Origin of the sequence: Rhodococcus sp. 05-2254-5, from assembly GCF_002258575.1 — a bacterium.
GTDB lineage: Bacteria > Actinomycetota > Actinomycetes > Mycobacteriales > Mycobacteriaceae > Rhodococcoides > Rhodococcoides fascians.
On sequence record NZ_NOZG01000002.1, the window covers coordinates 379874 to 405552 of the forward strand.

Here is a 25679-nt window from a genome sequence, read left to right on the forward strand (position 1 = left end):
GCATGACAGGTGTTTCCGAATTCACGTACGTGCAGCATCCTTCGCCCGCAACCTCCGCGGCGCGTGACGCGGTACTCGCTGCGCCCGGATTCGGAAAGCACTTCACCGACCACATGGTCAGCATCGACTACACCCGCGACGGCGGCTGGCACGATGCGAGAATCACCCCGTACGGTCCGATCGAGCTCGACCCCGCGGCGATGGTCCTGCACTACGGCCAAGCGATCTTCGAGGGCCTGAAGGTCTACCGCCAGCCCAACGGCGACCTGTCCACGTTCCGGGTGCAGTCCAACGCCGAACGATTCCGTACCTCGGCGAAGCGGCTTGCCATGCCCGAGATGCCGGACGAGTTGTTCATCGGCTCTATCGAGAAGCTGCTCGAGCTCGATCACGAGTGGGTCCCGGCGGCGGGCGGCGAGGACGCGCTGTATCTGCGGCCCTACATGTTCTCCACCGAAGCCGGTCTGGGTGTGCGCCCCGCCGACGCGTATCGCTACATGCTGATCGCCTCACCCGCAGGCGCGTACTTCCCACGTGGCGTCAAACCGGTGAGCGTGTGGTTGTCCACCGAATACGTCCGGGCAGCACCGGGTGGCACCGGTGCCGCGAAGTTCGCAGGCAACTACGCCGCCTCCCTCCTCGCGCAGGCGCAGGCCAGCGACGAGGGCTGCGATCAGGTGGTCTGGCTCGACGCCACCGAGCGCCGCTACGTCGAAGAGATGGGCGGCATGAACCTGTTCTTCGTCTTCGGCTCGGGTTCCGACGCCCGGTTGGTGACGCCCTCGCTGTCCGGATCGCTGCTTCCCGGAATCACGCGCGACTCGCTGTTGGCCTTGGCTACGGACTCCGGCATCCCCGTCGAAGAACGACGGATCTCCACCGACGAGTGGCGCAAGGGTGCCGAAGCGGGCGAGATCACCGAGGTGTTCGCTTGCGGCACAGCAGCTGTCATCACCCCGGTGGGCAGCGTCAAATCCACCGACGGTTCTTTCGAGATCGCAGGCGGAGAACCCGGTGAGATCACGCTCGCACTGCGAGACACCCTCACCGGCATCCAGCGCGGCACCTTCGCCGATACCCACGGCTGGATGACCAAGCTCCGCTGATCAGCTGCCGATCAACAGGCCCACCGCGGCCGACGCCGTAGTGGTCTCGATTGCGGCACCGAGAACATCGCCCGAGAGGCCACCGAAGCGTCGGACGCAGTGTCGAACGGCAAACACCGACAGTGTCAGGACCGCGACGACGACCAGCGGCCCTTGCCAGGGTCGATCGGGTTGCGCGAAGACCGACGCAGCTGCTGCCGCAATCACCCACAGCGTCAGGACGGCGTTGGACTGCGTTCCGGCCACGAGGGCGCCGAAGCCGCCCGACGTCGATGCGTCGATTCCCTTGCGGCAGACCAGGACTGCCGCCACCCGGGCAGTCACCGCGACCACGACGACAGCCCACCACAGTCGCTCCTGCGCGAGTTGACCCAGACTCGCGGCCTGAATCGCCGACGTCAAAGCGATGGCCGCCACCCCGAACGGTCCGGCACTACCGGACTTCATGACCTCCCGCGCACGTTCGGGCGGGCCGTAACAGCCGAGCCCGTCGGCGGTGTCGGCCAACCCGTCGATATGCATCCCGCGCGTCAGCAGCGCGGCGGCGGCAACGGCGATGAGGCCGCACAGGATTGCCGACAGCCCGGCAACCGTCGTCGCCCACAGCAGTGCCGAACACACGCACCCGAGGACGAGACCGACCAGGGGAGCGTGCGCTATCGCGCGACCGGCGCGGATCCTGTCGACCTGCGACGGGCCACGCACGGGCAGCACCGTCAACCACGAGAACGCGAGCACCAGACCCTCGGCCCGCAGCCTCACGGTCAGCGGACTTCGGGGTCGCCGGTGCTGACGCCGGCGTCGGCGAACGTTGCCATCGAATTCAACGTGTCGACTCCCGCACGAACGAGCGGCAAGGCCGTCAACGCGCCGGAGCCTTCACCGAGTCGCATCGACAGCTCCACCAACGGCTCGAGTCGCAAGTGCCGCAAGGCAAGTGAATGGGCGGGCTCGGCCGAACGATGCCCGGCGACCCACCAGGCGCTGGCACCGGCCGCACCGTCCTCCGCCACCAGTGCTGCTGCTGTGACGACGAGACCGTCCAGGATCACCGGGGTACGCCGATGCGCCGCCTGCGCGAGGAAGCCGGCGAGGGCAGCGATGTCGGCACCACCGGCCACCCGCAGCAGGTCGGTGGGATTCTTGGCGACCGGCCGAGCCCGCCGCATCGCGTCCCGGATCGCAGCGGTCTTCCTGATCCACCCGGCGTCGTCGATTCCGGTGCCGCGGCCGACGGCAGCGACCGGTTCGGTATCGGTGAGGGTGGCGATCAATACGGTTGCGGGCGTGGTGTTTCCGATGCCCATGTCGCCTGCGACGAGAAGGTCGGCACCGGCGTCGACCTCCTCGTCCGCGATGGCAGCGCCGGCGGCGACGGCGGCGCGCACCTCGTCCTCGCTCAGTGCGTCCTCGCGGTCGATGGAACCACTCGAGCGCCGAATCTTGAAGGCGGACACCGATGGATCGGTGTCGGCGTCGACAGCGATGTCGACCACCCGAACAGTGGCCCCGGCGATGGTCGCGAGGACGTTGACCGCAGCACCGCCCGCGCGAATGTTCTCGACCATCTGCGCCGTGACCTCGGGCGGGTAGGCGGACACTCCATGAGCGGCGACGCCGTGGTCGCCGGCGAAGACGACGACACGGACGCGCTCGAAGGACTTCGGCGGACTGACATCTTGGCAGGCGGCGATCCACTCGCCGAGCGTCTCGAGACGGCCGAGGCTACCGGCCGGCTTGGTCAACCGACCTTGCCGCTCGGCAGCTTCGTACCGCGCGGAATCGGACGGCGAGGGCACCGGTCGAAACGGTGATGGTGCCGGATTCTCGTCCACAGGAGTTGTCACACTGGGCCTTTCGCGGTCAGGGAATCCGCCGGTGGTTCTTTGAGGGTCAGCGCGAGGCCCGCGACGACCAGCAGAACCCTGTCACACACGTGCGCGAGACGCGCATTGAGGACACCGAGCTCGTCACGGAACAGTCGACCCGAACGCGACTCGGGAACCACGGACATGCCGACCTCGGGGCTGACGATGACGAGAGTCGACCTGCAGTCCGAGACCGCCGCGACCAAGTCGTCCACGGCCGGAGCAATCGTCCCGCGAGGCAGGTCCCAGGCCGCTGCGTCGTCGAGCATTCCCGTCAGCCAGGTGCCCAGATCGTCGACCATCGTGGTGCCGCCCCAGCGCTGAGCCACCACCGCCGCCAGCCCGGTGACGGTTTCGACCGTGGTCCACTCGGGCGGACGCGACGCACGATGGAGTTCGATGCGCTGCTGCCAGTCTTCGTCGGACGCATCGCGCTGTCCGGTCGCGACGTAACGGACCGGGCGGGTCGTGACCAACGATTCTGCGTGCGCGGACTTACCGGATCTGGCTCCGCCGAGGACGAGCGTTCGAGACGGCACGGCCACCGACGTCAGACGGCCTCGCCGGCGCTCACTCGCGGCTTGGGGGCACGCATCTTCCGAATCTGCGACGCCCGTACGAAGGCGTACCAGCCGATCTTGAAGCCGCCGTCGGGAGTGTCGGGGAACCGGACGCGAATGCGGTTGTTGATCATCTTGCCGAGGTAGATGCCCTCACCGACCATGAACAGCATCATCACGAACATGCCGAGAGTGACGTACTGCTGTACCTGCGGCTGCAGGAACAGCGCAAAGATGAGAATGAGAGCGAGCGGCATGAACAAGCCGACAAGATTGCGCCGCGCATCGACGATGTCGCGAACGTAGGCACGCACCGGGCCCTTGTCGCGAGGCAGCAGATACTTGTCGTCGCCCGCAAGCATGCGCGCCCGACGCTCTGCAGCTGCTGCACGCCGTTCGTTCGAGGCAGCCTTACGGTCTTCCTTGCTGCCCTTGTTCGCCTTGCGGCGCTCTCGAGCCTCTTTGCTCGTCAGGGGAGCCGGAGCGACCGGCCCGCGGCGGCGGGCCTCGGCGTCACGGCGCTTGGGGGTCGGTCGGCCTTTGCCGAGAGACACCGGCGAGGTCGCCTCGCCGGCGGACACAGTCGACTCGGGCTCGTTCGAGTCCTGTCCGTCCGAATTGTCAGAGTTTCCACGGCGTAGCAGCTTCACGCAACCAGAGTATGGGATGAGCGGAGGCACTCGAACACCGGCCAGGTCAGCGGCGCAGCACCGGATGCTGTTCGGGCACTGCGGTCCTACACTTCCGAGAATGCGAGTGATGATTGCGCCGGACTCCTTCGGGGACACCCTGACTGCCGCAGATGCAGCCGCCGCCATTGCCAGAGGATGGGCGGGTGTGCGGAGCGGTGACGAGCTGGAACTGGCACCCCAATCCGACGGTGGACCGGGGTTCGTCGAGGTACTGGCCTCGCGCATCGGCACAGTCCACGTCGCCGACGTGGACGGACCGCTCGGGACGCCGGTAAAGGCCCGCTGGCTGCTCGACGGCACGGTGGCGTACATCGAATCTGCTCAGGCCTGCGGGCTGCACCTCGTCGACGGTCCACTGACTCCGCAGTCGGCGCTGAAGGCGAACAGCTACGGCGTCGGACAGCTGCTGAGCGAGGCGTTGAACAGTGGTGCCACGTCGATCGTGGTCGGACTCGGCGGAAGCAGTTGCACCGACGGTGGACGAGCGATGATCCGCGCACTCGGCGGGCTGGGGTCGGCAATCGAACGCTTCTCGGGAATCGACCTCGTCGTCGCGTCGGACGTGGAGAACCCCCTGCTCGGCGATTCCGGTGCTGCTCGGGTGTTCGGGCCGCAGAAGGGTGCCGACACCGAGACGGTCGAGCGACTCGAAGAACTGAACGCCGACTGGGCTGCCGTTCTGTCGGCTGCGGGCCACGACGTGGCAGACCGTCCCGGTGCGGGTGCCGCGGGCGGGATGGGGGCGGCCCTGTTCGCGCTCGGTGGCAGGCAGGTGCCGGGTGCTGCCGTCGTGGCGGAACGAACCGGTCAGCGGGAACTCCTGGACTCCGTCGACCTGGTGTTGACCGGGGAGGGAAAGTTCGATTCGCAGTCGCTGCGAGGCAAGTTGGTGACCAGGATCGCCGCTGCAGGCGGTGCCACCGGAATCGAGACCGTGGTGCTCGCCGGCCAGGTGACGTTGAGCAAGGACGACTTGGCGTCGGCCGGTATCTCGGCCGCTCACTCGATCAGCGAGTTCGCCGGGTCTGTGGAGGTGGCCATGACCGATGCGGCCAATCAGCTCGAGAAGCTGGCCGCGCACGTGGCGAGCAGTGCTGTTGCCGGGCCCTCGAACAGGGGCGGCGCGCGCAAGGAATAGAGCAACCCGGAGTACGGTTGAGTTTGTTCACGGGTTTGGTACGACTGATAGGGAGAGCCCATGACCGTTTCGAATGAGACCACAACGACCGAAACCACGGCGCACAAGGTCACCATGACGGAGACCGCTTCGGCCAAGGCCAAGGCGTTGCTGGATCAAGAGGGCCGCGACGACCTCGCGCTGCGCATTGCTGTACAGCCCGGTGGGTGTGCAGGACTGCGCTATCAGCTTTTCTTCGACGATCGAAGCCTCGACGGCGACCTCGCGGTCGACTTCGGCGGCGTCACCCTCGCAGTCGACCGGATGAGCGCTCCCTACGTGGAGGGTGCATCCATCGACTTCGTGGACACGATCGAGAAGCAGGGCTTCACGATCGACAACCCGAACGCGACCGGATCGTGCGCGTGCGGCGACTCGTTCAACTGAGCTGACTCGCTCTCGACTGTGACCGATACACGTATTCGTGTATCGGTCACAGTCGTGTCTGCTCGTCGGTCATCCAGAACTTCACTCCGAAAGGCCCTTCTTCGTGACTCTCGCGGTATCCGGCTCGATTGCAACCGACCATCTGATGCGATTCCCCGGTCGGTTCGCCGAGCAGATCGTCGCCGATCAGCTCGCGAACATTTCGCTGAGCTTCCTGGTGGACGACCTGGTCATCCGTAAAGGGGGAGTGGGCGGAAACATCGCCTACGCACTCGGGGTCCTCGGCGGCTCTCCGCTCCTCGTCGGAGCCGTGGGGCCGGACTTCGCCGAGTATCGGACCTGGCTCGAAGAGCACGGAGTCGATTGCAGTGGCGTCAGCGTGTCCGCCACCGCGCACACAGCACGCTTCGTCTGCACCACCGACGAGGACATGGCGCAGATCGCGTCGTTCTATCCCGGTGCCATGAGCGAAGCCCGCGACATTTCCATCGACGCGCTGGCCGCGCAGCACAAGCTCGATCTCGTCCTGATCGGGGCCAACGATCCGGAGGCGATGACCGCCCACACAGACCAGTGCCGCGCGGCAGGTGTTCCCTTTGCCGCCGACCCGTCCCAGCAACTCGCGCGACTCGACGCCGCACAGGCCACCGACCTGATCGACGGGGCGGCCTACCTGTTCACCAACGAATACGAATGGGCACTGCTCAAGCAGAAGACCGGGATGTCCGACGCCGATATCGCGGACAAGGTGGACCTGCGGGTCACCACGCTGGGCAAGCGGGGCGTGGACATCGTCGAAAAGGGCGGGAAGCATACCCACATCGGTGTCGTGCCCGAGACGAGCAAGGTCGATCCCACCGGAGTGGGCGACGGGTTCCGTGCCGGGTTCCTCACCGGCCACCTCGCCGGAGCGAGCATCGAACGAGCTGCTCAACTCGGTTCTCTGGTAGCCGTGCTGGTCCTCGAGACCACCGGAACGCAGGAATGGAGTCTCAACCGCGACGACGCGATCAAGCGCTTGAGCGCGGCGTACGGTGCCGAAGCCGGCGAGGAGATCGGCGCGTTGCTGCCCGCCTGAGATCGGCTCCCCTCAGCGGGATCAATGCGGCTTTGTTGCAATCTGAGCAACTGAAATCCACATTGATCCCGGGGAGACGGGTGTACCAGTCAGATGTTGACCGGGTACTCCGGCTCGGCGATCTGCGGCACGATGCGCTTCTCCACGAAGATCCCGTGCCACACCATGAAGATGAGCAGCGTCCACAGGCGACGGCTGTGATCCGATTTGCCTGCCCGATGGTCGTCGAGCATGGCGACGATGGCTGCCTTGTTCAGAAGGTGATCGGTCTGTGACTCGGCGATCTGCTGGTGAGCCCAGTCGAAGAGTTCGGTACCGCGCAGCCAGTGGCGCAGTGGCACCGGAAAACCGAGCTTGGCGCGGTGCAGCACATGACCGGGAACGATGCCTTCCAGCGCCTGGCGCAGCGCGTATTTGGTAGTGCTCTTGGTGATCTTCTGGTCCAACGGCAACTTCTCCGCCACGCGATAGACCTCGGAATCGAGGAACGGGACGCGCAGCTCGAGCGAGTTCGCCATGGTGATCTTGTCGGCCTTGACCAGAATGTCGCCGCGAAGCCAGGTGAACAGATCCAGATGCTGCATACGAGCCACGGGATCCCACCCCTGCGACTGCGCGTAGATGGGCGCGGTGACGTCCTGATGCGTCCACTCCGAACGGAACTCACGCAGCACCGATCGCAACTGCGCGTCGTTGAAGCTGCGTGCGTTGCCGTAGTAGCGCTCCTCGAGGGTCATCGATCCTCGGTGCAGCAAGCTCTTGCCGCGCGTGCCTTCGGGAATGCGCTCGCTCAACGATCCGGCTGCGCGGCGTAGAAATGCGGGTAGAGACTCGAACGGCTTCAACGACAGCGGCTCGCGGTAGATGGTGTAGCCGCCGAACAGTTCGTCCGCACCCTCTCCGGACAGCACGACCTTGACGTGTTTGCGAGCTTCTTTGGCGACGAAGTAGAGCGGTACGAGCGCCGGATCGGCCACCGGGTCGTCCAGGTACCAGACGATCTCGGGAATGGACGCCGCGAACTCTTCAGGTCCGACCACTTTCACGATGTGCCGAGCACCTATCGCGGCTGCCGACTCCGCTGCAACGTCGACCTCGGAGTAACCCTCGCGCTCGAAGCCGGTCGTGAAGGTGATCAAGTTCGGATTGTGTCGAATCGCCAGTGCCGCGATGGCCGTGGAATCGATGCCGCCCGAGAGGAAGGAACCGACGGTCACGTCGGCTCGCATGTGCTTGGCGACCGAATCTTCGAGCGCCTCGGCAATCTCCTGGTAGCGAGCCTTCTCGCTGCCGGGAGCGAAAGGCTTCACCGGGAACGTCGGTGTGAAGTATCGGGTGATCTTCGGCGGCGTACCGGGGGAGAGGGTGGCGTAGCAACCCGACTCGAGCCGCCTGATCCCCGCGTGCAGCGTCTCCGGTTCCGGGACGTACTGAAGCACGGTGTAGTGCTCGATGGCCCGCGGGTCGAGATCGAGCTCGACGCCCAGCAGCTCCATCAGTTCGAGAACGCTCTTCTTCTCACTGCCGAACGCGGTTCCACCCGGGCCCGTGGCGTAGAACAGCGGCTTGATGCCGAAGGGATCGCGCGCGATGAACATCTCGCGCGTCTCGGTGTCCCAGATGGCGAAGGCGAACATTCCTCGCAGACGTTGCACGGCGGCAGCGCCCCAGTAGTGGAATGCCGCAACGATCGATTCGCTGTCACCTTCGGTGGCGAATTCTGCACCGTGATCGCGCGCGAGCTCAGCACGCAACTCGAGGTAGTTGTAGATCTCGCCGTTGAACACCAACGCGTACCGGTCGGGTGAACCCGGAGGTCCCCACCGCATCGGCTGATGCGAGTGTTCGATGTCGATGAACGAGAGTCGATTGAAGCCGTACACGACGTCGTCGTCGTGCCAGGTGCCACCGGGCTCGTCCGGGCCTCGATGGCGCATGCAGTGAGTCGCCGAGCTCACCAGCTCGACGCCGGCGGCGGTCGTTCCGTGAGATGTCAGTACTCCGAGCAGTCCACACACAGCGTCTGCTACCTCTTCTCGCAGTTGGGGACAATGCCGGGGGCCGGATCTCCGCGTGTCGTCAGCGGGACGGTCGATCAGCAACCGAGTATGCCGCAGACACGCTCGAACCTAGGTAACGACCCAAGGGTGGCTCCGCGTCAGCTTTGGTCTACGCTGCGTAGTACTCGGGCATCTCCATGTGGAAGCCCTTATTCTTCAGTGGTGGGCAATCAGGAAGGCGTGAACGTGGCGCATAGTCGGATCCTTCGGCGAGCGGGGCTGACAGCATTTCTCGGTGTAGCCGCGTTGATGCTGTCGGGCTGTTCCATCAGCAGTGACAACGTACTCAATTTCGGTTTCGCCTCGGGCGTCACTCCGCAGGGACGACGCATCGGCGACCTGTGGACCTGGTCGGTCATCGCCGCCCTGGTCATGGGCATCGTCGTGTGGGTCTTGATCTTCTGGGTGGTGCTCTTCCACCGTAAGAAGAAGAGCTCCCCGGAGTTCCCGCGTCAGACCGCGTACAACGTTCCGCTCGAGCTGTTCTACACGGCGGTTCCGTTCGTGATCATCGCCGTGCTCTTCTACTTCACCGTCGTGGTTCAGAACTACGTCGACGAGAAGCAGGCAGATCCCGACGTCCAGGTCGACGTGACCGCATACCAGTGGAACTGGAAGTTCGGATACCGGACCATCGACCTCAAGGACGGTGCTGCCAAGTACGAGGGCACCGACGAAGAGGAGCAGGCCGCCGCAGAAGCCGCCGCAACTCCCGGCGAAGGTGCCGAGGGTAGCGAGGACGGCGAGTTCGTACCCGGTGCGATCCACGGTGCCATTCCCCAGGATCTGTCCTACCTGCACTACAACAAGATCGAAACGGTCGGTTCCAGCGCCGAGATTCCGGTGCTCGTCCTTCCCACCGGAAAGCGCATCGAATTCGTGCTGGCATCCTCGGACGTCATCCACGGCTTCTGGGTTCCGGAGTTCTTGTTCAAGCGTGACGTTCTCCCCAACCCCGAGGAGAACCATTCCGACAACGTGTTCCAGATCAGCGAAATCGAGCGCGAGGGTTCGTTCGTCGGTCGATGCACGGAAATGTGCGGCACGTTCCACTCGATGATGAACTTCGAGGTTCGCGCCGTGTCCCCGGACAAGTTCGAGCAGTACATCGAGCTGCGCAAGCCGTTGTCCGAGGGTGGCGAAGCGCTGACCAACGCGCAGGCGCTCGAAGCCATCGGTGAGAGCCCGCTCGCGACCAGCACCTCGCCGTTCGAGACCGATCGCACCGTCCGTACCGCCACCGTCGCCGAAGGCAACTGACCAAGGAAGCATGCTGATATGAAAATCGAAGCGAAGATCTTCGAGATCCTCACGGTCTTCTTCCTCCTGGTCGGCATCGTGTATGCGCTGTTCACAGGATTGAGCCGAACCGGCGTCGAGTGGGCAGGCGTCACGGCGATCTTCCTGTCGGTCGGCCTGACGCTGATCGTCGGAACGTACTTCCGATTCGTAGCTCGACGGCTCGACACTCGGCCCGAAGACTTCGACGACGCCGAGGTAAGTGACGGCGCAGGCGACCTGGGCTTCTTCAGCCCCGGCAGCTTCTGGCCGTTCGTGCTGGCCGTGGCGGCGTCGATCACCGCTCTGGGCTTTGCCTTCTTCCAGCCCTGGTTGATCGCTCTGGGCGTCGTGTGCGTCATCGCCTCGGCCGCTGGATTGGTCTTCGAGTACCACATCGGTGCCGAACGCCACTGACCTGTAGACACCCGGAAAGGGCCCCGATCGTTCACGAGAGCGATCGGGGCCCTTTTCTGTGCTGGGACGTGCACACCGGGGACATCGCTCGAGTGCAGGGGCATTCCGACCGGGTCAGCCGGCGGGGGGGTCGAGTGCTTTTCGGCCAGAACTGTGGCGAGCTGACCGATGCGTTCGCGAGCTGCGGCTGGTGTGAGTACTTCGATTAGGAACCCTCTATGCCTGCACCGAACCTGTTCTTGATCGGCGTCCGGTAGACCCAGGCCGCCACCGCCTTCTACATCGACCTGTTCGAGATCGAACCGACCTTCACGAGTCCCCACTAGGTTGCTTTCGACGTTGCCCCCGGTGTACTGCTCGCGTTGTGGACGGGCTACGCCGAGCACTCTGTACCGAGCACACCCCGCATGAGCGAGATCGGACTCATGGTGCCCGGCCCCTCGGAGGCAGTCGACGACATATTCACCGATTGGGTCGCGAAAGGAGTTGCCCTAGTGCAGAAGCCACACGACGCCGTCTTCGGCCGCACTTTCGTGATCGCGGACCCCGACGGCAACCTCGTCAGGGTCTCGCCGATCGACTGAGAAGCACCACGCCTACCTACTGCGGGTCGCTGAGGGACCGGCCACACCCCAAGGGCCGGTCCTTCGTCATGGACTGGAACGCATGAACGTCCCGGAAGACCACGGCGCGGATCCGAACCAGTCAGGACGCGTCTGCCTCCCGCAGGGTCGACGACACATCCGTCGTGGATTCGAGCAGTGCATCGAGCGAGATCTCCAACGCAGTGCACAGTGCGGCGACGGTAAAGAATGCCGGGGTTGCGATACGCCCGGTCTCGATTTTTCTGAGTGTTTCGACGGAAATGCCTGCGGCGTCGGAAACCTCGGTCATGGTCCGGCTGCCCCGGAAACGGCGCAAAGCTGTGCCCAAGCGAGCACCACGCGCGAGTTCACCGGGACTGAGTGGGATACGGACCATACACCGATACTAATACCGGTCGAGACCGACCGGGCCGATGCTCGTCACCGATGGGTCTGCAGACTACCGGCAGGTGAGTGCCGACTCCGACTCGAGCATTACCGCGCTCTGAATCGGCAGTCCTCGGGCGGGGGAGGGGAGTGGAGCCTGTGAGAGTTGCGGCCTCCGTTCACAGGACTCCCGCGGACCGATGGAGATCCAGCCGGATCGTCTCCGGACATATGTCGAGCGGGTAGCACCGCCACCACACGAAGAAGGGCGGCACCGTTGCCGGTGCCGCCCTTCAGCGGAATGCGTTGTCAGGACTCAGTGATCGCGATCGCTGTCCTGACGACCCGAAGAAATCGAGGTGTCTTCGTGTCCGTTGGCATGGCCGTTGCCGTTGGCGTGGCCATTGGAATGACCGTTGCCGTTGGCGTGACCGTTGCCGTTCGTATGGCCGTTGCCGTTGGCGTGACCGTTGCCGTTCGAGTGGCCAGTGCCCAGAATGCCCGCCTGGTAGTTGCGAAGCATTGCCAACTGCTCGTGCTCGCCCTTGTGGAGTGCATCCTCGAGGGCCTTGCTCTGCGCAACGGGGTCCGGGGTGAACAGTGAACCCGAGCCGGGCTTACCGGCAGAACCGAGTTTGTTCATCTTCTTGGGGACCGCTGCACCCTGGTAATCGAGCGGGATCGGGTGACCGTGATCGTCGACCGGTCCGAGCGGCTGGTGGATTTCCACGTACTGGCCGTGCGGGAGTCGCTTGATGATTCCGGTTTCGATGCCGTGCTCGAGAACTGCCCGGTCGCTGCGCTGTAGGCCGATGCAGAACCGGTACGCGACGAAGTATGCGATCGGCGGAGCAATGAGCACTCCGATTCGACCGATCCACGTCATCGCATTGAGCGAGATGTCGAACTTGTACGCGATCAGGTCGTTGACGCACGAGAGCGTCAGAACGACGTAGAAGGCGATGGACATTGCGCCGATTGCAGTACGGACCGGCACGTCGCGGGGACGCTGCAGCAGGTTGTGGTGTGCGTTGTCTCCGGTGAGACGCTTCTCGATCCATGGGTAGGCAATCATCACGGTGAAGACGAGGCCCATGATCACGGCCACCCAGAAGACTGCAGGAATCGTGTAGCGACCAGCGATGTAGATGTCCCATGCCGGCCACAGACGCGCCAGGCCGTCGGTCCACATCATGTAGAAGTCGGGCTGCGAACCTGCGGAGACCTGAGACGGGTTGTACGGTCCGAGCGCCCAGATCGGGTTGATCTGCAGCAGTCCGCCCATGGCGGCGATCACGCCGAACGTCACGGCGAAGAACGCGCCCGACTTGACGGCGAAGACCGGGAGGATACGAACGCCGACGACGTTGGTTTCCGTACGACCGGGTCCGGGGAACTGCGTGTGCTTCTGGTACCAGACCAAAGCCAGGTGAGCTGCGATCAGCGCCAGGATGATGGCCGGTAGCAGCAGCACGTGCGCCACGTACAGGCGAGGAATGATGATCGTGCCGGGGAAGTCCCCATCGAAGATCAACCAGTGCATCCAGGTGCCGACGATCGGGATGCTCATCGTGATTCCGGAGAACGCGGCGCGGAGGCCGGTGCCCGAGAGCAGATCGTCGGGGAGCGAGTATCCGAAGAAGCCCTCGAACATCGCCAGGATCAGCAGCAGGCAGCCGATGACCCAGTTGGCCTCACGGGGACGACGGAACGCACCGGTGAAGAAGATGCGCATCATGTGCACGATGATCGACGCGGCGAACATCAGTGCTGCCCAGTGGTGGATCTGGCGCATGAACAGGCCGCCGCGCACCTCGAACGAGATGTCGAGTGCTGTCGCGTAGGCACGCGACATGGTCACGCCGTTCAGCGGGGTGTACGCGCCCTGGTAGACGACTTCGCTGAGCGAAGGATCGAAGAACAGGGTGAGGAAGACGCCGGAGATCAGCAGGATCACGAAGCTGTACAGCGCGATCTCACCGAGCAGGAACGACCAGTGGGTGGGGAACACCTTGTTGATCTGGCGGCGCAAACCTGGTGCCAAGTGGTAACGACTGTCTACGTCGTCCGCCTGCTTGGCGGCGAGGGTTTGCAGTGAAGGACTCATGAATCACGCTCCGGTCGACGTTCCCAGAAGGCGGGACCCAGTGCTTCGTGGAAGTCGTGCTGTGCCACTAGGTAACCCTCCTCGTTGACTGTGATGGGAAGCTGAGGCAGCGCGCGCGCAGCCGGTCCGAAGATCGGCTTGCCGTACTCGAGCGCGTTGAACTGCGACTGATGGCAAGGGCAGAGAATGCGGTTGGTCTGCTGCTCGAACAACGATGTCGGGCAACCCAGGTGCGTGCAGATCTTGGAGTAGGCGTAGTAATCGCCGTAGTTGTAGCTCTCCTGGCCCTTGCGCTTGATGACCGTGCTTGCGTCGTCGGGACGCAAACGGATGAGCATGACTGCGTTACGGATACCGCGGAGTGACATGAGCAGGTCGTGCTCGCTCTCGCGGTCCGCCTCGCGGAACGGGAAGACAGTTTCCATGGCACCAGCGTCCAAGTCCTCGGGCCGTACGAGAACAACATCTTCCGGTCGCCCGGTGTCTCGTCGGAGGTAAATCGTCTCTCCATCGTAGCGAGGCGTCCAGCCGGATACCCACAACGGAGAATCTTCGCCCTTGGCCCACGGATTCTTGATGAGGCCGCCGAGGGGGAGCAGTGCCATGACGCCGAGAGCGCCGCCGCCGAACAGAAGCGAACGCTTGATGACCTTGCGTCGTCCGATGGTCGAGGTGTCGAGCGAATCGCCCAGCTCGGCGACCAGCGTCTTGCGGTCCGTTTCCGACGAGCTTCCGTCGTGGCGGTCCTGGATGGAGACCTCTTCGGGGATGAACTTCTTGGTGAACTGCACGGCACCGACGCCGACGGCGAGGATCGCAAGACCCATCGTTCCGCCGATCAGAGGCGTGTACAGCGAGTACAGGTTGTAGTTGTCGTCACCGATGCCCGCGTACTGCCAAGGCCAGAAGAGGTAGACGCCGATGAACGCGACTGCCGACAGGCCGGCGATGGCAAACCAGATCGCCACGCTGCGCTCTGCGCGCTTCTCGGCGCGAGTACCTTCCACAGCCCAGCGATTACGACGGAATGCGACATCCACACCGTCGAGATTGGTGCCGAGTTCGACCAACTCGTCCCGGCTGAGCGCTGCCAACTCCTCGTCGGTGTACTTCTTGTCGGGGTTCACACCCTCGGCATTGGTGCCGTCGGTGTTGTCGGCGTCCTTACGGCCGGAATCGCCGTCGCTCATGATCTAGCTCCGATCCACAATGTTGCGCCGACGACAGCGGCGATTCCGACAACCCACAGGGCGATCATCTCGGTACCGGGACCGAAGCCACCGAGACCCCAGCCGCCTGCAGCCTTGGTTTCCTGGGCCGACTTGACGTAGGCGATGATGTCCGACTTCTCCTCGATCGTCAGCTGACGGTCGGAGAACTTGGGCATGTTCTGCGGACCGGTGACCATCGCGGTGTAGATCTCCTGCTCGTTGGCAGGCCCGAGGTCCGGCGCGAACTTGCCCGACGACAGTGCGCCGCCCTGGCCGGTGAAGTTGTGGCAGGACGCGCAGTTCAAGCGGAACAGCTCGCTGCCTCGGGCGATGTCGTCGCCGCGAAGCGACTCCTGCGCCACCTCACCGTTCTCGTCGAGAATGACCGTCGGGCCGCCGCCGTTGGCCTGGATGTAAGCACCGAGCGCGTCGATCTGCTTGTCGTCGAACTTCGGCGGCTTGCGCAGTGCCTGTGCCTCGTTGCGAACAGCCGGCATACGGCCACTCGACACCTGGAAGTAGACGGCAGCTTCACCGACACCGATGAGACTCGGTCCGCGATCCTGAACACCCTGCAAATTGGCACCGTGGCACGTCACGCACGACGTGTCGTAGAGCTGCTTGCCTTCGCGGATCAGCGCCGCCGAATCGGTATCGGCTGTTGCAACCTGGGGTGTAGGCGTCAGGGCCGACGCGAGGAAACCCGCGCTCAGAAGGCCCATCATCAGAACGAGTGCACCGGTGACGCGTCGACGCGTCTTACGCTTGCGTCGCGCCTTCGAGGCCGAAGTGTCGTCGGTTGCTGCTGGGGGAGATGTACTCATCTTCTATCCCTTGTCGTGTCGGGACGGGCCGAACGTCGGGGGCTGAATCCGTTCGCTCGATATCTGTGGCTTGCTGACTGTCACTAGCGGATGAAGTAGATCGTCGCGAAGAGGGCAATCCATACGATGTCGACGAAGTGCCAGTAATACGAAACGACGATGGCGGCGGTGGCCTGCGCGGGCGTGAACTTGCTGACCAGGGTTCTGGTGATCAGGAAGACGAAGGCGATGAGTCCGCCGATCACGTGCAAACCGTGGAAGCCGGTCGTGATGTAGAAGACCGAGCCGTACACGCTGCTCGAGAGCGTCGTGCCCTCGTGGACCAGGTGGTAGTACTCGTAGCCCTGACCGGCGACGAAGAACGCGCCCATGGCCAGGGTGACGATGTACCACCGACGAAGCCCGAACACGTCGCCACGCTCGGCAGCGAACACGCCCAGCTGGCAGGTGAACGAAGAAGCGATCAGCACGGCCGTCACCGGAACAGCCAGCCCGAGGTTCAGCTCGGTCGGCTCCGGCGGCCAGTTTCCATTCGCCTGCGCGCGTGCGACGAAGTACATCGCAAACAGCCCGGCGAAGAACATGAGTTCACTCGACAGCCACACGATCGTGCCGACGCTGACCATATTGGGACGGTTCAGCGAGTGCACGCGTTGGGTGATTGCCGATCCTTGAGTCCCTACAGCGCTCGTCACAGAAAGAAGTATGACCCGTCGTAGTACGGAAGGCATATCCGGGTCCGGTCTTGGCGCGTCGCGGAGGAACGATTCCGAGCGCGCCCTTGTTCCCGCGCTGGTGGAAGGGCCTGTACGGGCCGGTAGGGTCCAGTCGTGCAAGGCTGGCCTCATGGCAAAGAGCAGTGCAGGTGGGTGGTTTCGGCGGTTGTTCTCGCGGTCGACCGCGGAACGTCTGGACCCCACGCGCGAGGATCTGGTGGTAGTGGCGAGCTGCTTCGACGACGCGCGGGCGTGCTCCGCCGTTCTCGACGAGGCGGCGAACACAGAACCCACGTGGATCGAGTCCTCCGAGGTGCTGTTGCGGCATCACCTCGTGCTGCCCGCGCACGAAGTCGACGATGCGGCAGCCGTCGCGGCGCAGGATGCGTACGAGGTCGGTCCGCAGGTCGAACTACCGGACGACACCGGGTATCGGCCGCAAGTCGATGACGGTGTCGCTCTGGTCCTGCAGCGGGTACAGGTGCTCGACGCGTTGCACTGTTCGCAGGAGAGGTCTCGCATGGCGGGTCTCGCGCAACGGCGTGGGGGAGCGGTACTGGGGTGGGATGCGCTGCAGCCCGCCTCACCCGCCGACACGTCTGACTAAGCTTCCACCGCACCGCGCGCATCGACAGCAGAAGGGCACGGCACATCCACCATGACCGCAGGGACCAGTGACGAGCAGCCGCGAACGTGGCGTCGAATCCTCGGAGCGTTGACCACGCACGCCGACCTGTCGAGCGCCGATACCGGCTGGGTGATGGACGAGATCATGTCCGACAACGCCACAGCCGCTCAGATCGCTGCCTTCGGGGTGGCACTGAAGATGAAAGGCCCCACTCCCGCGGAACTGGAAGGTCTCGCCGACTCCATGCTCTCGCACGCATTTCTGGTCGAGACCGACCGTGACGCGGTGGACGTCGTCGGAACCGGCGGCGATGGTGCGGACACGGTGAACATCTCCACGATGGCCGCGATCGTCGTCGCTGCCAGCGGAGTACGCGTCGTCAAACACGGTAACCGTGCAGCGTCGTCCAAGAGTGGTACGACCGATGTGCTCGAGGCGCTGGGCGTGCGGGTCACCCTGGGGCCCGCCGGGGTGGCGTCGAGCGTCGAGCAGGTTGGGATCGGGTTCTGCTTCGCGCCGATCCACCACCCCGCACTTCGGTTCTCCGGTCCGGCGCGCAAGGAGATCGGCATTCCGACGATCTTCAATGTGCTGGGCCCTTTGACCAACCCGGGCCGCCCACGCGCCGGACTGATCGGCTGCGCATTCGAGAATCTGGTGCCCGTCGTCGCCGGCGTGTTCGCTCGACGCGGTAGTTCGGCTCTCGTCGTCCGTGGCGACGACGGGCTCGACGAAATCACCCTGTCCACCACGACCACCGTGCACGTGGTATCCGACGGGACCGTCACCGTCGACTCGATCGACCCGGCCGATTACGGAATCGCTCGGGCGCCCATCGAGGCCCTCCGAGGCGGGGACGCGAAGTTCAATGCAGCAGTGGCACATCGCGTGTTCGCAGGCGAACACGGACCCGTCCGTGACGCCGTGCTACTCAACGCCGCCGCGGCCATGGCCGCGCATCGAGGAGTCTCGGGAAACCTGCACGAGCAAATCGAAGCCGGATTGGCAACTGCGGCAACGGTTGTCGACAACGGTTCCGCGGCCCGCCTGCTTGCCGACTGGGCACGCTGCACCACCGCGCTGGCCGACTGAATCACACCGAACTACTCGCCGATCGAGAATCCTGCATCGACGTCGGCACTCGAATACGACTGAAACGCAATGTGAGTCGTCGTACTGCGAACACCACGAACACGATTGATGTGCTTGGTGATGACCTCGGCTATCGACGCATGATCACGCACCTTGACGATGGCAATCAGATCGACGTCGCCGGCGCACGAATACACCTCCGACACACCGTCCACATCGGCAACGGCCTGCGCCGTCTCCGGAATCAGATCGGCCTCGGCGTCGATCAAGACGATGGCATTGATCATCTGTGCTCCTCACGCATCTCCGGGCCCACACACGACGCGAGCTCGACCCAACCGAGACAACACTAGTTGCTCGGCCGACTCCACTCTCGCTTCATCGGTCGTTCCGCGGGCTCCACTCCTGCCTCATCGGTCGTTCCGCTGGCTCCACTCTCGCCTCATCTGTCGTTCCGCGGGCTCCACTCCTGCCTCATCGGTCGTTCCGCGGGCTCCACTCCTGCCTCATCGGTCGTTCCGCGGGCTCCACTCCTGCCGCGTTGCTTCTCGGGCCGTTCGACACCACTCCTCCCACGAACCCGCAGACCGAGCAGGGCTGCAGTAGCCCCCGGTGGTGCGAACGATGCGCACTCCGTCCGTGTGGAGCCACGACGCGATCAGGCCCACCTCTTCCGGAGGCGCACCGCGAAGTGGCGTCGCATCGGGCATCACCGTCTCGGCCGACGCCGTGATCGCATCGACGACGGGCATCGGGTGCACTCCTCGCGGCGCGACGGCCGCCCCGGCCAAGCGGCCGAAGCGCACCACCATCAGCTCCCAGCCACCGTCGGCCGTCCGCCTGGCCGCCACGAGCTCGGCGATGGCCGCAACGGCGGCCGCCCGGTGCATCCTGCGGAGCACGTTCACCGTCACCGCGATTCGATCGCGGAGACGCGCGGCTGTCTCGAACAGTTCACGGTCCGCGAGTTCGGCGACGCGGCGTCGCATCGCGAACAGCAGCTCGTCGTCGTGTCCACACACGAACGCCAGAAATTTCGCCGGGGCACCCGAGTACTCCTCGGCCGTCAGGGGCCCGGAGAACGCCGCTGGGCAGCCACCGACGTCCGTCGCGGTGCACTCGTCACCGTGTCGAACTGCGCGGCCCAACCGGCGGGTGCATGTACGAAGTCGACAGAATTCTGCGGCGAGGGCGGAGGCCTCCGCCGCGTCCGCCCGAACAGCGAACGGTCCGAGGCTGTTGGGTGCGGGAGTGCGCACGATCGACAGACGCGGAAACGCTTCGTCGGTGAGGGTGACCCACCACCCTTTGCGGGGAAACTTCGATCGGCGGTTGTAAGGCGGGACGTGAGCCGAGAGCAGCCGTAATTCGCGGACTCCTGCCTCGAGTGCGTGCGCACATTCGACGTGGTCCACGCGAGTAGCGAGCGAGACCATCTCCTTCATTCGCCCACGTGTCTCGGAACCGGTGAAGTAGTTGCGCACCCGACGCTTGAGGTTGTTCGAGGTGCCTACGTACAGGACCTCGTCCGACGGTCCTCGGAAGAGGTAGACGCCGGGTGTATCGGGCAGGTGTGCGGCCAGGCCGCGTTTGGCTCGTTGCCCCGCCGACACCGCAGGGAGGTAGTCGACCAGTTCCGCGTAACTGTGTACGCCCTGGTTGCCCACTCGTTCGATCAGGCCGTGCAACACGTCCACCGTGGCACGCGCGTCGTCCAATGCTCGGTGAGTCGGCCGAGTGCTGGATCTGAACAACGTCGACAGGGCGGACAGTTTCACCGAGGGTGCCTCGTCGCGCGTGAGCACTCGCCGGGCGAGTTTGACCGTGCAGAGCACCTGGAAGCGGGGCCAGGCGATGTCGAGTCGACTTGCTGCAGCTTTGAGAAATCCCGTGTCGAACCCGGCGTTGTGTGCCACCAGTACCGATCCGCGAGCGAACTCGAGAAAGCCGGGGAGAACGCGTTCGATGCGGGGAGCCCCGATCAGCATCGCCGTCGTGATGCCGGTCAACTCGACGATGTAGGGCGGGATCGATCTGCCCGGGTCGACGAGGGTAGCGAATTCGCCGATGATCTCGCCGCCTCTGACCTTGACTGCCCCGATTTCGGTGATCGCCTCCGTGTCAGCGCTGCCACCAGTGGTTTCGAGGTCGACGACGACGAACGTGGTGGCGTGAAGCGGGGTGTCGAGTTCGTCGAACGTCAGCTGGATCGGCAGGCTCACTGCGACGACGTTAGGGCCGACCTCCGACAAGAACGCCGAACACGGCGTCGGAGGGCATCGTGTCGGTCGGTGCCGATTGTCGAGTCGCGGAACCTGTCGGTGGCTGGCGCTACCTTTCGTTCGATCGGCCGATTACACCGTCCGACGCGACAAAGAGACAAGGATCACAATGATCATCGACTGCAGTGACTGCCTGGTTCGTGACATCGCCTGCGCCGACTGCGTTGTGACGGTGCTTCTGGGGGCTCCCGGGATGCCCGCGAGATCGGATGGGCAATGGGTCGGTTCACCGTCTCGTATCACCCTCGAGCAGGAAGAACTCGGTGCCATGGGAGTGCTCGCCGACGTCGGTATGGTGCCCGCGCTCAAGCTCGTCGTGAACGACGACGGCACCGCGGATGTTCCCCTGTTATCGACTCGTGACACACCGGGCGATCAACGCGCCGGGTAGCGAGAACACGGCCCAATTCGGTCCGTTCGGCGCGTTGGGGTCGACACAGGGGTATGCCATTTCGTAACCTTCCTGAGACCTTGCGGAGTCTTGCCAGTCCAAACCGGAGTGGCGTCGCAAGTCACCGCCTAATCGATCACTCGCGAGAGTGTTCGTACCGGGAACCCGATATTTACTGGGGTGAATCCCGCCGAGTCACCGATGGTGGCCGGTGGGTAGGGCTGCTCTTCCCAGCCCGAACCCGTCAGCTAACTCGGTCGGCGGACGAGTGGAAGAAACGGAGCACCATCTTTCGTGGCGTCACAACTTTCCAACCGAACATTGCGGCGAGCTCTCGTAGCCGGAGCGCTCACGGCAGGCGTGGTGATTCTCCCCGCTGCACCGGCAATGGCGGCCCCAGTCACCATCCCCGGCGTCGGAACCTTCGAGATTCCTGACATCCCGGGTCTCCCTCCCCTCAACATTCCGGGCATGCCCGCTCCGGGTGCGCCCCTTGCCCCGCAGGTCACCCCGGCTGCCAAGGCCGTCCAGGCGGCGGAGTCCAAGATCGGCGCTCCGTACGTGTACGGCGCATCGGGTCCGGATTCGTTCGACTGCTCGGGCCTGATCCAGTGGGCCTACAAGCAGGCCGGCGTCAGCCTGCCCCGTACGAGCTACGACCAGGCAGCCGCGGGCACCCCGGTCTCGCGTGACAGCCTGATGCCCGGCGACGTCGTCTCGTTCTACGGCGGCTCGCACTCGGGTATGTACATCGGCGACGGCAACGTCGTGCACGCATCCACGTCCGGCGTGCCGGTCAAGGTTGCTCCCGTGGACTCCATGCCGTTCGACGGTGCCCGACGCTACTGAGCCGAGCGCTCCGACCGGAGTTGTGTACCGACCGACAGGGTCGATCCGTTTCGACGGTTCGGCCCTGTTGTCGTTTCCAGGGACGGTTTCCGGGCGACACGCCGGTACGGTGGACAGCAGAGCGTCCAGTTCGTAATCTGATCGAGACCTCTCCGACGTTTGGTTTGTGATCTGTCACGTGCAGACTGCGTCGATTTCGGACCGTGTTCACGTCCGCGCCCAGCTGAGCATGGGTATTGTTCGGTTCCGGTCACTTTTTCCAACCGCCACTCCAGCTGGAATGGCATATGTCAGGACGGAGAGTCGCTTTCCGTGGCGATATCGAGAACCACCCGAGTTCTACGACTAGTAGGTAGCTCGGTGACCACAGCCGTTGCGGCCGCGTGCATCATGGTGGTGCCGATCACGACGGCGAGCGCCGATCCGGGGTTCGGCTCGGCTTCCGACGCGCAGGCGAAGCTGGCGGAGCTGTCCCGGGAGTCGGAACAGACCAACGAGTCGCTGCACAACGCGCAGATCGATCTCGACGCTCGGGCTCGCGAGCAGCTCGATGCGCAGACCGCCGTCGATGCCAGTCGGGCGGCCCTCGACGCCGCCCAGTCGCAGCTGGCGCAGCTCAAACCCGCCATGGACAAGGTGGCCAATGTCAACTACCAGGGCGCTCGCACCAACCGGTTGTTCGCGGTCATGGTCAGCGACTCCCCGCAACAGTTGCTCGACCAAATGTCGGCCCTCGATGTCATCTCCGCCGAGACAGCCGGCCAGGTAGCTCGGTTCCAGCAGGCCAGCGCGGATGCATCCGCGGCAGAGCAGGCCGCCGCGACCGCCGCAGAACAGGCCAGAGTCGCCGCCGAGCAGGCCAAAGCGGTCAGCGACGATCTGCAGGCGAAGCAGAGTGAACTCCAGGGCCAGATCGCCGAAGTCATGGCCGCGTACAGCGCGCTTTCCTCGTCCGAGCAGCTGGCCCTCGCGGGATCGGCGCTTCCCGAAGGTTTCGACCCCTCCACGATTCTGAAGAACTTGACGCCGGGCTCCGGTTCCAGCGCGTTGCAAGCCGGTCTCACACAGATCGGCAAGCCGTACGTCTGGGGAGCGACCGGCCCCGACGGTTTCGACTGCTCCGGGTTGGTCGTCTGGGCCTACAAGCAGGTCGGAAAGACGTTGCCGCGGTCGAGTCAGGCTCAGGCTGCCGGCGGAACTCCCGTCGATCAGAAGGATCTGCAGCCGGGAGACGTCGTTCTGTTCTACCCGGACGCATCACACGTCGGTATCTACGCCGGTAACGGCAACGTTCTGCATGCCTCCACCTTCGGGGTACCGGTGAAGGTCCAGTCGATGGCGTCGTTCCCGTTCTACGGGGCCCGTCGATACTGACTGTGCCGCGAACGACGACTGACGCCTGAATGAGCGGTACGGAACGGCCGTCCGTTGTCCACGCTCTCACCGCGTCGGGGCGGGCGCGATGGGCGGCAGTCCTGGTTGTTCTGGCAGTGGCGTCGACGCTGCTGTTGGTTCATCGTCACGACGGTCCTGCATCGGGAGCGGCGACATCGAGCGCATCGACTTCGTCCGATCCGTCGGCCTCCCAGAATCCGCCGACCTACGACGAGCAGCGCCGCGCCGAAGTGACCGAGCTGCTCGAGCGCTGGGCGGCTGCCCTCCGTTCCGGCGACGAATCGGCGCTGCGTGGGTTGCTCGACCCCCTCGCGGATCCGACGTTCGTGGATGCGCAGGTTCGCCGGGCGACTGTCGTTCCGACGGTTCCTTTCTCGGGCTTCGACTACGAGATCGGTGACGAACCCGAGACCCCCGTGCCGTCGTCGATTGCCGAGCAGCTGGATGCCACCGATGTGTGGGCTCCACCGGTGTACCTGCGGTATGCCGTGCAGGGCCCGGATGCCTCGCCGACCCGCCGGCCGGTTTCGCTGGTGGTCGCCCAACGCGACGGCCAGTGGCGACTGGTCGACGACGCCGACTTGCCGACCTACCGTCGCCACACCTGGCGCGGTCCGTGGGATTTCGGGCCCGTGACGGTGCGCTCGGTCGCCACTGCATCCGGCACGTCGGTGGTGTTGGGACATCCCGACCGTGAGCAGTTCGTGGCAGATGTGGCCGCCGAGCTGCCCGCGGCGACCGCTGCGGTCACCGACTTCTGGGGAGCCGACTGGGCCCGGGACGGACTGGTGTTCGTCAGTTCGACGGCCGAGGAGTTCGACGAATCGACGGGGTCCTCGCCCTCGACGGACGTGGCCGCAGTGACCGTGTCCGACGCCGTGGCCGGCGGGTCGCGTCCGACGGGTCAGCGGGTGGTGTTCGGTCCCGATGCCGCGTCGCGGCTGTCTCCGTTCACTCTTCGTTCGGTGCTTCGGCACGAGTTGACGCATGTGGCGGCGCGGGCGAAGACGGCGGAAGGCACCGCATTGTGGGTGGCGGAGGGTTTCGCCGACTACTCCGGGTATCGCAGTTCCGGTGCCGACTTCCGGCAGCTGGCACCTACTCTGGCATCGATCGTGGCTGCCGGTGGCCCGCCGACCGTGTTGCCGAAAGACGAGGATTTCGGTGCAGGCGGCACCCGCTCCAACGTGGCCTACGAGTCCGCCTGGTCGGTCTTCGCGTTCGTGGCCGACCGGTACGGCGAGTCCACGTTGCGCAGGTTCTACGAGGCGCTGGCGTCCGGACCCGGGTCGGACGGAGTCGTCGACGCAGCGATCACCTCGGTCCTGAGTCCGAGCCGAACCCGGTTCGTCGCGGAGTGGGGCAACTGGGTGGCCGCTCGGTCACGCTGACCCGGACGTGCGCGTCGTCGACACGAGCTGTCCGATCGGGAGCGCTACGGTTGTCGTCATGCGTCGGACTCTTCTGGTGACGAACGACTTTCCGCCCCGGCCGGGCGGAATCCAGTCCTACTTGCACAGCTTCGCCTCGCAGTTGCCCGCCGACGAGCTCGTGGTCTACGCGCCGCGGTGGCGTGGTGATTCGCACGTGAAGTTCGATGCGAAACAACCCTTCGAGGTCATCAGGCATCCGACCACGTTGATGCTGCCTACTCCGTTGGTGGCTCGCCGCGCAGCACGCATCGTGAAAACCCGAGGGTGCGACTCGGTGTGGTTCGGTGCCGCGGCCCCGTTGGCGGTGATGTCGTCACACCTGCGCAAAGCCGGGGCGGATCGCATCGTGGCGAGCACGCACGGCCACGAGGTGGGGTGGTCGATGGTTCCCGGTGGTCGCGCGACGCTGCGCACCATCGGGGAGAACACCGATGTGGTGACCTACGTGAGCAAGTACACGCGGAGCCGATTCAGCTCGGCGTTCGGGGCGTCGGCGGCACTCGAGCATCTGCCGCCGGGGGTCGACACCGAGCGCTTCGTGCCCGACGATGCCGCGAGGACGGAGTTACGTGCTCGGTACGGCCTCGGTGACCGACCGACGGTTCTGTGTCTGTCGCGACTGGTGCCGCGCAAGGGCCAGGACTTTCTGATCCGGGCGCTACCGGAGATCCGGCGCGCGGTGGACGGGGCGGTTCTGGTGATCGTCGGCGGCGGTCCGTACGAGAACACGTTGCGCGAACTGGTTCGCTCCACCGGGATGGAGCACCACGTGGTGTTCACCGGGACAGTACCGTCGGCGGAACTGGCTGCCCATCACACGATTGCCGACGTGTTCGCGATGCCGAGCCGCACCCGAGGCGCGGGCCTCGACGTCGAGGGGCTCGGAATCGTCTACCTCGAGGCGTCGGCCTGTGGCGTTCCGGTGGTTGCCGGAATGTCCGGGGGCGCTCCGGAAGCTGTGCAGCACAACAAGACCGGGCTCGTCGTCGACGGGACTTCGGTGTCGTCCATCGCCGACGCGATCGTGACGATCCTGTCCGATCGAACACTGGCGACGCAGATGGGCAACGCCGGTCGGGCATGGGTCGACGCGGAATGGCGCTGGGACGTGCTGACGGAAAAACTGCGGTCGCTGATCTGACCGGGCGGTCCGCTCG

Annotated in this window: 26 protein-coding genes and 1 riboswitch; of the genes, 14 read left to right on the top strand and 12 right to left on the bottom strand. The window is 64.8% G+C overall.

The window, feature by feature from the left end:
* Positions 1-2: 2 nt before the first annotated feature.
* Positions 3-1106, top strand: coding sequence for a branched-chain amino acid aminotransferase (locus tag CH278_RS02890; RefSeq protein ID WP_027497396.1), 1104 nt, complete (start codon positions 3-5; stop codon positions 1104-1106).
* Here CH278_RS02890 and CH278_RS02895 read toward each other — a convergent pair whose 3' ends face one another.
* The 4 genes from CH278_RS02895 to CH278_RS02910 are packed head-to-tail and all read right to left on the bottom strand — an operon-like array spanning position 1107 to position 4184.
* A complete protein-coding gene (locus CH278_RS02895) occupies positions 1107-1868 on the bottom strand; it encodes an adenosylcobinamide-GDP ribazoletransferase (RefSeq protein WP_094621143.1) in 762 nt (253 codons plus the stop codon).
* Positions 1869-1870: 2 nt separating this feature from the next.
* Positions 1871-2953 (bottom strand): nicotinate-nucleotide--dimethylbenzimidazole phosphoribosyltransferase, encoded by a 1083-nt coding sequence (gene cobT, locus CH278_RS02900; protein WP_094621144.1) that lies wholly within the window; start codon positions 2951-2953, stop codon positions 1871-1873.
* Positions 2950-3519, bottom strand: coding sequence for a bifunctional adenosylcobinamide kinase/adenosylcobinamide-phosphate guanylyltransferase (gene cobU, locus CH278_RS02905; RefSeq protein ID WP_032387842.1), 570 nt, complete (start codon positions 3517-3519; stop codon positions 2950-2952). Before cobU ends, cobT begins: the two co-directional genes overlap by 4 nt.
* Positions 3520-3524: 5 nt before the next feature.
* Positions 3525-4184, bottom strand: a complete 660-nt coding sequence (locus tag CH278_RS02910; protein WP_027497392.1) for a DUF3043 domain-containing protein — start codon at positions 4182-4184, stop codon at positions 3525-3527.
* 100 nt (positions 4185-4284) lie between these two features.
* Here CH278_RS02910 and CH278_RS02915 point away from each other — a divergent pair, with 100 nt between their 5' ends.
* The 3 genes from CH278_RS02915 to CH278_RS02925 all read left to right on the top strand — a co-directional run bounded on the left by CH278_RS02915 (position 4285) and on the right by CH278_RS02925 (position 6868).
* Positions 4285-5364: a glycerate kinase family protein gene (locus tag CH278_RS02915; protein ID WP_094621145.1), complete on the top strand. Its 1080-nt coding sequence runs from the start codon at positions 4285-4287 to the stop codon at positions 5362-5364.
* A 60-nt stretch (positions 5365-5424) separates the two neighbouring features.
* Positions 5425-5790, top strand: coding sequence for a HesB/IscA family protein (locus tag CH278_RS02920; RefSeq protein WP_027497390.1), 366 nt, complete (start codon positions 5425-5427; stop codon positions 5788-5790).
* 103 nt (positions 5791-5893) lie between these two features.
* On the top strand, positions 5894-6868 hold the full coding sequence (locus CH278_RS02925) for a carbohydrate kinase family protein (RefSeq protein ID WP_094621146.1): 975 nt from the start codon (positions 5894-5896) through the stop codon (positions 6866-6868).
* 89 nt (positions 6869-6957) lie between these two features.
* Here CH278_RS02925 and asnB read toward each other — a convergent pair whose 3' ends face one another.
* On the bottom strand, positions 6958-8886 hold the full coding sequence (gene asnB, locus CH278_RS02930; RefSeq protein ID WP_032387839.1) for an asparagine synthase (glutamine-hydrolyzing): 1929 nt from the start codon (positions 8884-8886) through the stop codon (positions 6958-6960).
* A 222-nt stretch (positions 8887-9108) separates the two neighbouring features.
* On the opposite strand from asnB, the gene ctaC reads away from it, so the two are divergent.
* The 3 genes from ctaC (at position 9109) to CH278_RS27875 (ending at position 11207) form a co-directional block, all read left to right on the top strand.
* On the top strand, positions 9109-10188 hold the full coding sequence (ctaC, locus tag CH278_RS02935; protein ID WP_027497387.1) for an aa3-type cytochrome oxidase subunit II: 1080 nt from the start codon (positions 9109-9111) through the stop codon (positions 10186-10188).
* 18 nt (positions 10189-10206) lie between these two features.
* A complete protein-coding gene (locus tag CH278_RS02940; protein WP_027497386.1) occupies positions 10207-10623 on the top strand; it encodes a cytochrome c oxidase subunit 4 in 417 nt (138 codons plus the stop codon).
* Between the two features lie 407 nt (positions 10624-11030).
* Positions 11031-11207 carry a VOC family protein gene (locus CH278_RS27875; protein ID WP_230598156.1) on the top strand — a complete coding sequence of 59 codons (177 nt, stop codon included), beginning with the start codon at positions 11031-11033 and terminating at the stop codon, positions 11205-11207.
* A 121-nt stretch (positions 11208-11328) separates the two neighbouring features.
* Here CH278_RS27875 and CH278_RS02950 read toward each other — a convergent pair whose 3' ends face one another.
* The 5 genes from CH278_RS02950 to ctaE all read right to left on the bottom strand — a co-directional run bounded on the left by CH278_RS02950 (position 11329) and on the right by ctaE (position 16431).
* Entirely contained in the window at positions 11329-11604 is a 276-nt protein-coding gene (locus tag CH278_RS02950; RefSeq protein WP_032370291.1) for a helix-turn-helix domain-containing protein, read from the bottom strand.
* A 306-nt stretch (positions 11605-11910) separates the two neighbouring features.
* The gene (gene qcrB, locus CH278_RS02955; protein WP_027497383.1) at positions 11911-13701 is read right to left on the bottom strand and encodes a cytochrome bc1 complex cytochrome b subunit; all 1791 of its coding nucleotides are present in this window, start codon (positions 13699-13701) and stop codon (positions 11911-11913) included.
* Positions 13698-14891 carry a cytochrome bc1 complex Rieske iron-sulfur subunit gene (qcrA, locus tag CH278_RS02960; protein WP_230074373.1) on the bottom strand — a complete coding sequence of 398 codons (1194 nt, stop codon included), beginning with the start codon at positions 14889-14891 and terminating at the stop codon, positions 13698-13700. The genes qcrB and qcrA overlap by 4 nt, the downstream gene beginning before the upstream one ends.
* Positions 14888-15736 carry a cytochrome bc1 complex diheme cytochrome c subunit gene (gene qcrC / locus CH278_RS02965; RefSeq protein WP_027497381.1) on the bottom strand — a complete coding sequence of 283 codons (849 nt, stop codon included), beginning with the start codon at positions 15734-15736 and terminating at the stop codon, positions 14888-14890. Before qcrC ends, qcrA begins: the two co-directional genes overlap by 4 nt.
* An 83-nt stretch (positions 15737-15819) precedes the next feature.
* Positions 15820-16431 carry an aa3-type cytochrome oxidase subunit III gene (ctaE, locus tag CH278_RS02970; RefSeq protein WP_027497380.1) on the bottom strand — a complete coding sequence of 204 codons (612 nt, stop codon included), beginning with the start codon at positions 16429-16431 and terminating at the stop codon, positions 15820-15822.
* A gap of 151 nt (positions 16432-16582) precedes the next feature.
* Between ctaE and CH278_RS02975 the strand changes: the two genes are divergently transcribed.
* Together CH278_RS02975 and trpD are read left to right on the top strand one after the other, a co-directional pair.
* On the top strand, positions 16583-17059 hold the full coding sequence (locus tag CH278_RS02975) for a hypothetical protein (RefSeq protein ID WP_032370292.1): 477 nt from the start codon (positions 16583-16585) through the stop codon (positions 17057-17059).
* 51 nt (positions 17060-17110) lie between these two features.
* Entirely contained in the window at positions 17111-18172 is a 1062-nt protein-coding gene (gene trpD / locus CH278_RS02980) for an anthranilate phosphoribosyltransferase (RefSeq protein WP_094621147.1), read from the top strand.
* Positions 18173-18183: 11 nt separating this feature from the next.
* On the opposite strand, the gene CH278_RS02985 is transcribed toward trpD, so the two are convergent.
* Both CH278_RS02985 and CH278_RS02990 read right to left on the bottom strand, forming a co-directional pair.
* Positions 18184-18459 carry an Lrp/AsnC family transcriptional regulator gene (locus tag CH278_RS02985; protein WP_032370294.1) on the bottom strand — a complete coding sequence of 92 codons (276 nt, stop codon included), beginning with the start codon at positions 18457-18459 and terminating at the stop codon, positions 18184-18186.
* A 219-nt stretch (positions 18460-18678) separates the two neighbouring features.
* Complete coding sequence (locus CH278_RS02990) at positions 18679-20394, bottom strand: DEDD exonuclease domain-containing protein (protein ID WP_032391006.1); 1716 nt, start codon at positions 20392-20394, stop codon at positions 18679-18681.
* A 169-nt stretch (positions 20395-20563) separates the two neighbouring features.
* On the opposite strand from CH278_RS02990, the gene CH278_RS02995 reads away from it, so the two are divergent.
* The 5 genes from CH278_RS02995 (at position 20564) to CH278_RS03015 (ending at position 25663) form a co-directional block, all read left to right on the top strand.
* Positions 20564-20845 carry a hypothetical protein gene (locus CH278_RS02995; protein WP_032384652.1) on the top strand — a complete coding sequence of 94 codons (282 nt, stop codon included), beginning with the start codon at positions 20564-20566 and terminating at the stop codon, positions 20843-20845.
* A gap of 115 nt (positions 20846-20960) precedes the next feature.
* Positions 20961-21123, top strand: a riboswitch (cyclic di-AMP (ydaO/yuaA leader).
* A gap of 16 nt (positions 21124-21139) precedes the next feature.
* Positions 21140-21694, top strand: a complete 555-nt coding sequence (locus CH278_RS03000) for a C40 family peptidase (protein WP_027497375.1) — start codon at positions 21140-21142, stop codon at positions 21692-21694.
* Between the two features lie 390 nt (positions 21695-22084).
* A complete protein-coding gene (locus CH278_RS03005) occupies positions 22085-23068 on the top strand; it encodes a C40 family peptidase (RefSeq protein ID WP_080729233.1) in 984 nt (327 codons plus the stop codon).
* A gap of 29 nt (positions 23069-23097) precedes the next feature.
* A complete protein-coding gene (locus tag CH278_RS03010) occupies positions 23098-24480 on the top strand; it encodes a hypothetical protein (protein ID WP_094621148.1) in 1383 nt (460 codons plus the stop codon).
* Between the two features lie 58 nt (positions 24481-24538).
* Entirely contained in the window at positions 24539-25663 is a 1125-nt protein-coding gene (locus CH278_RS03015; protein ID WP_094621149.1) for a glycosyltransferase family 4 protein, read from the top strand.
* The last annotated feature ends 16 nt before the right edge of the window (positions 25664-25679 follow it).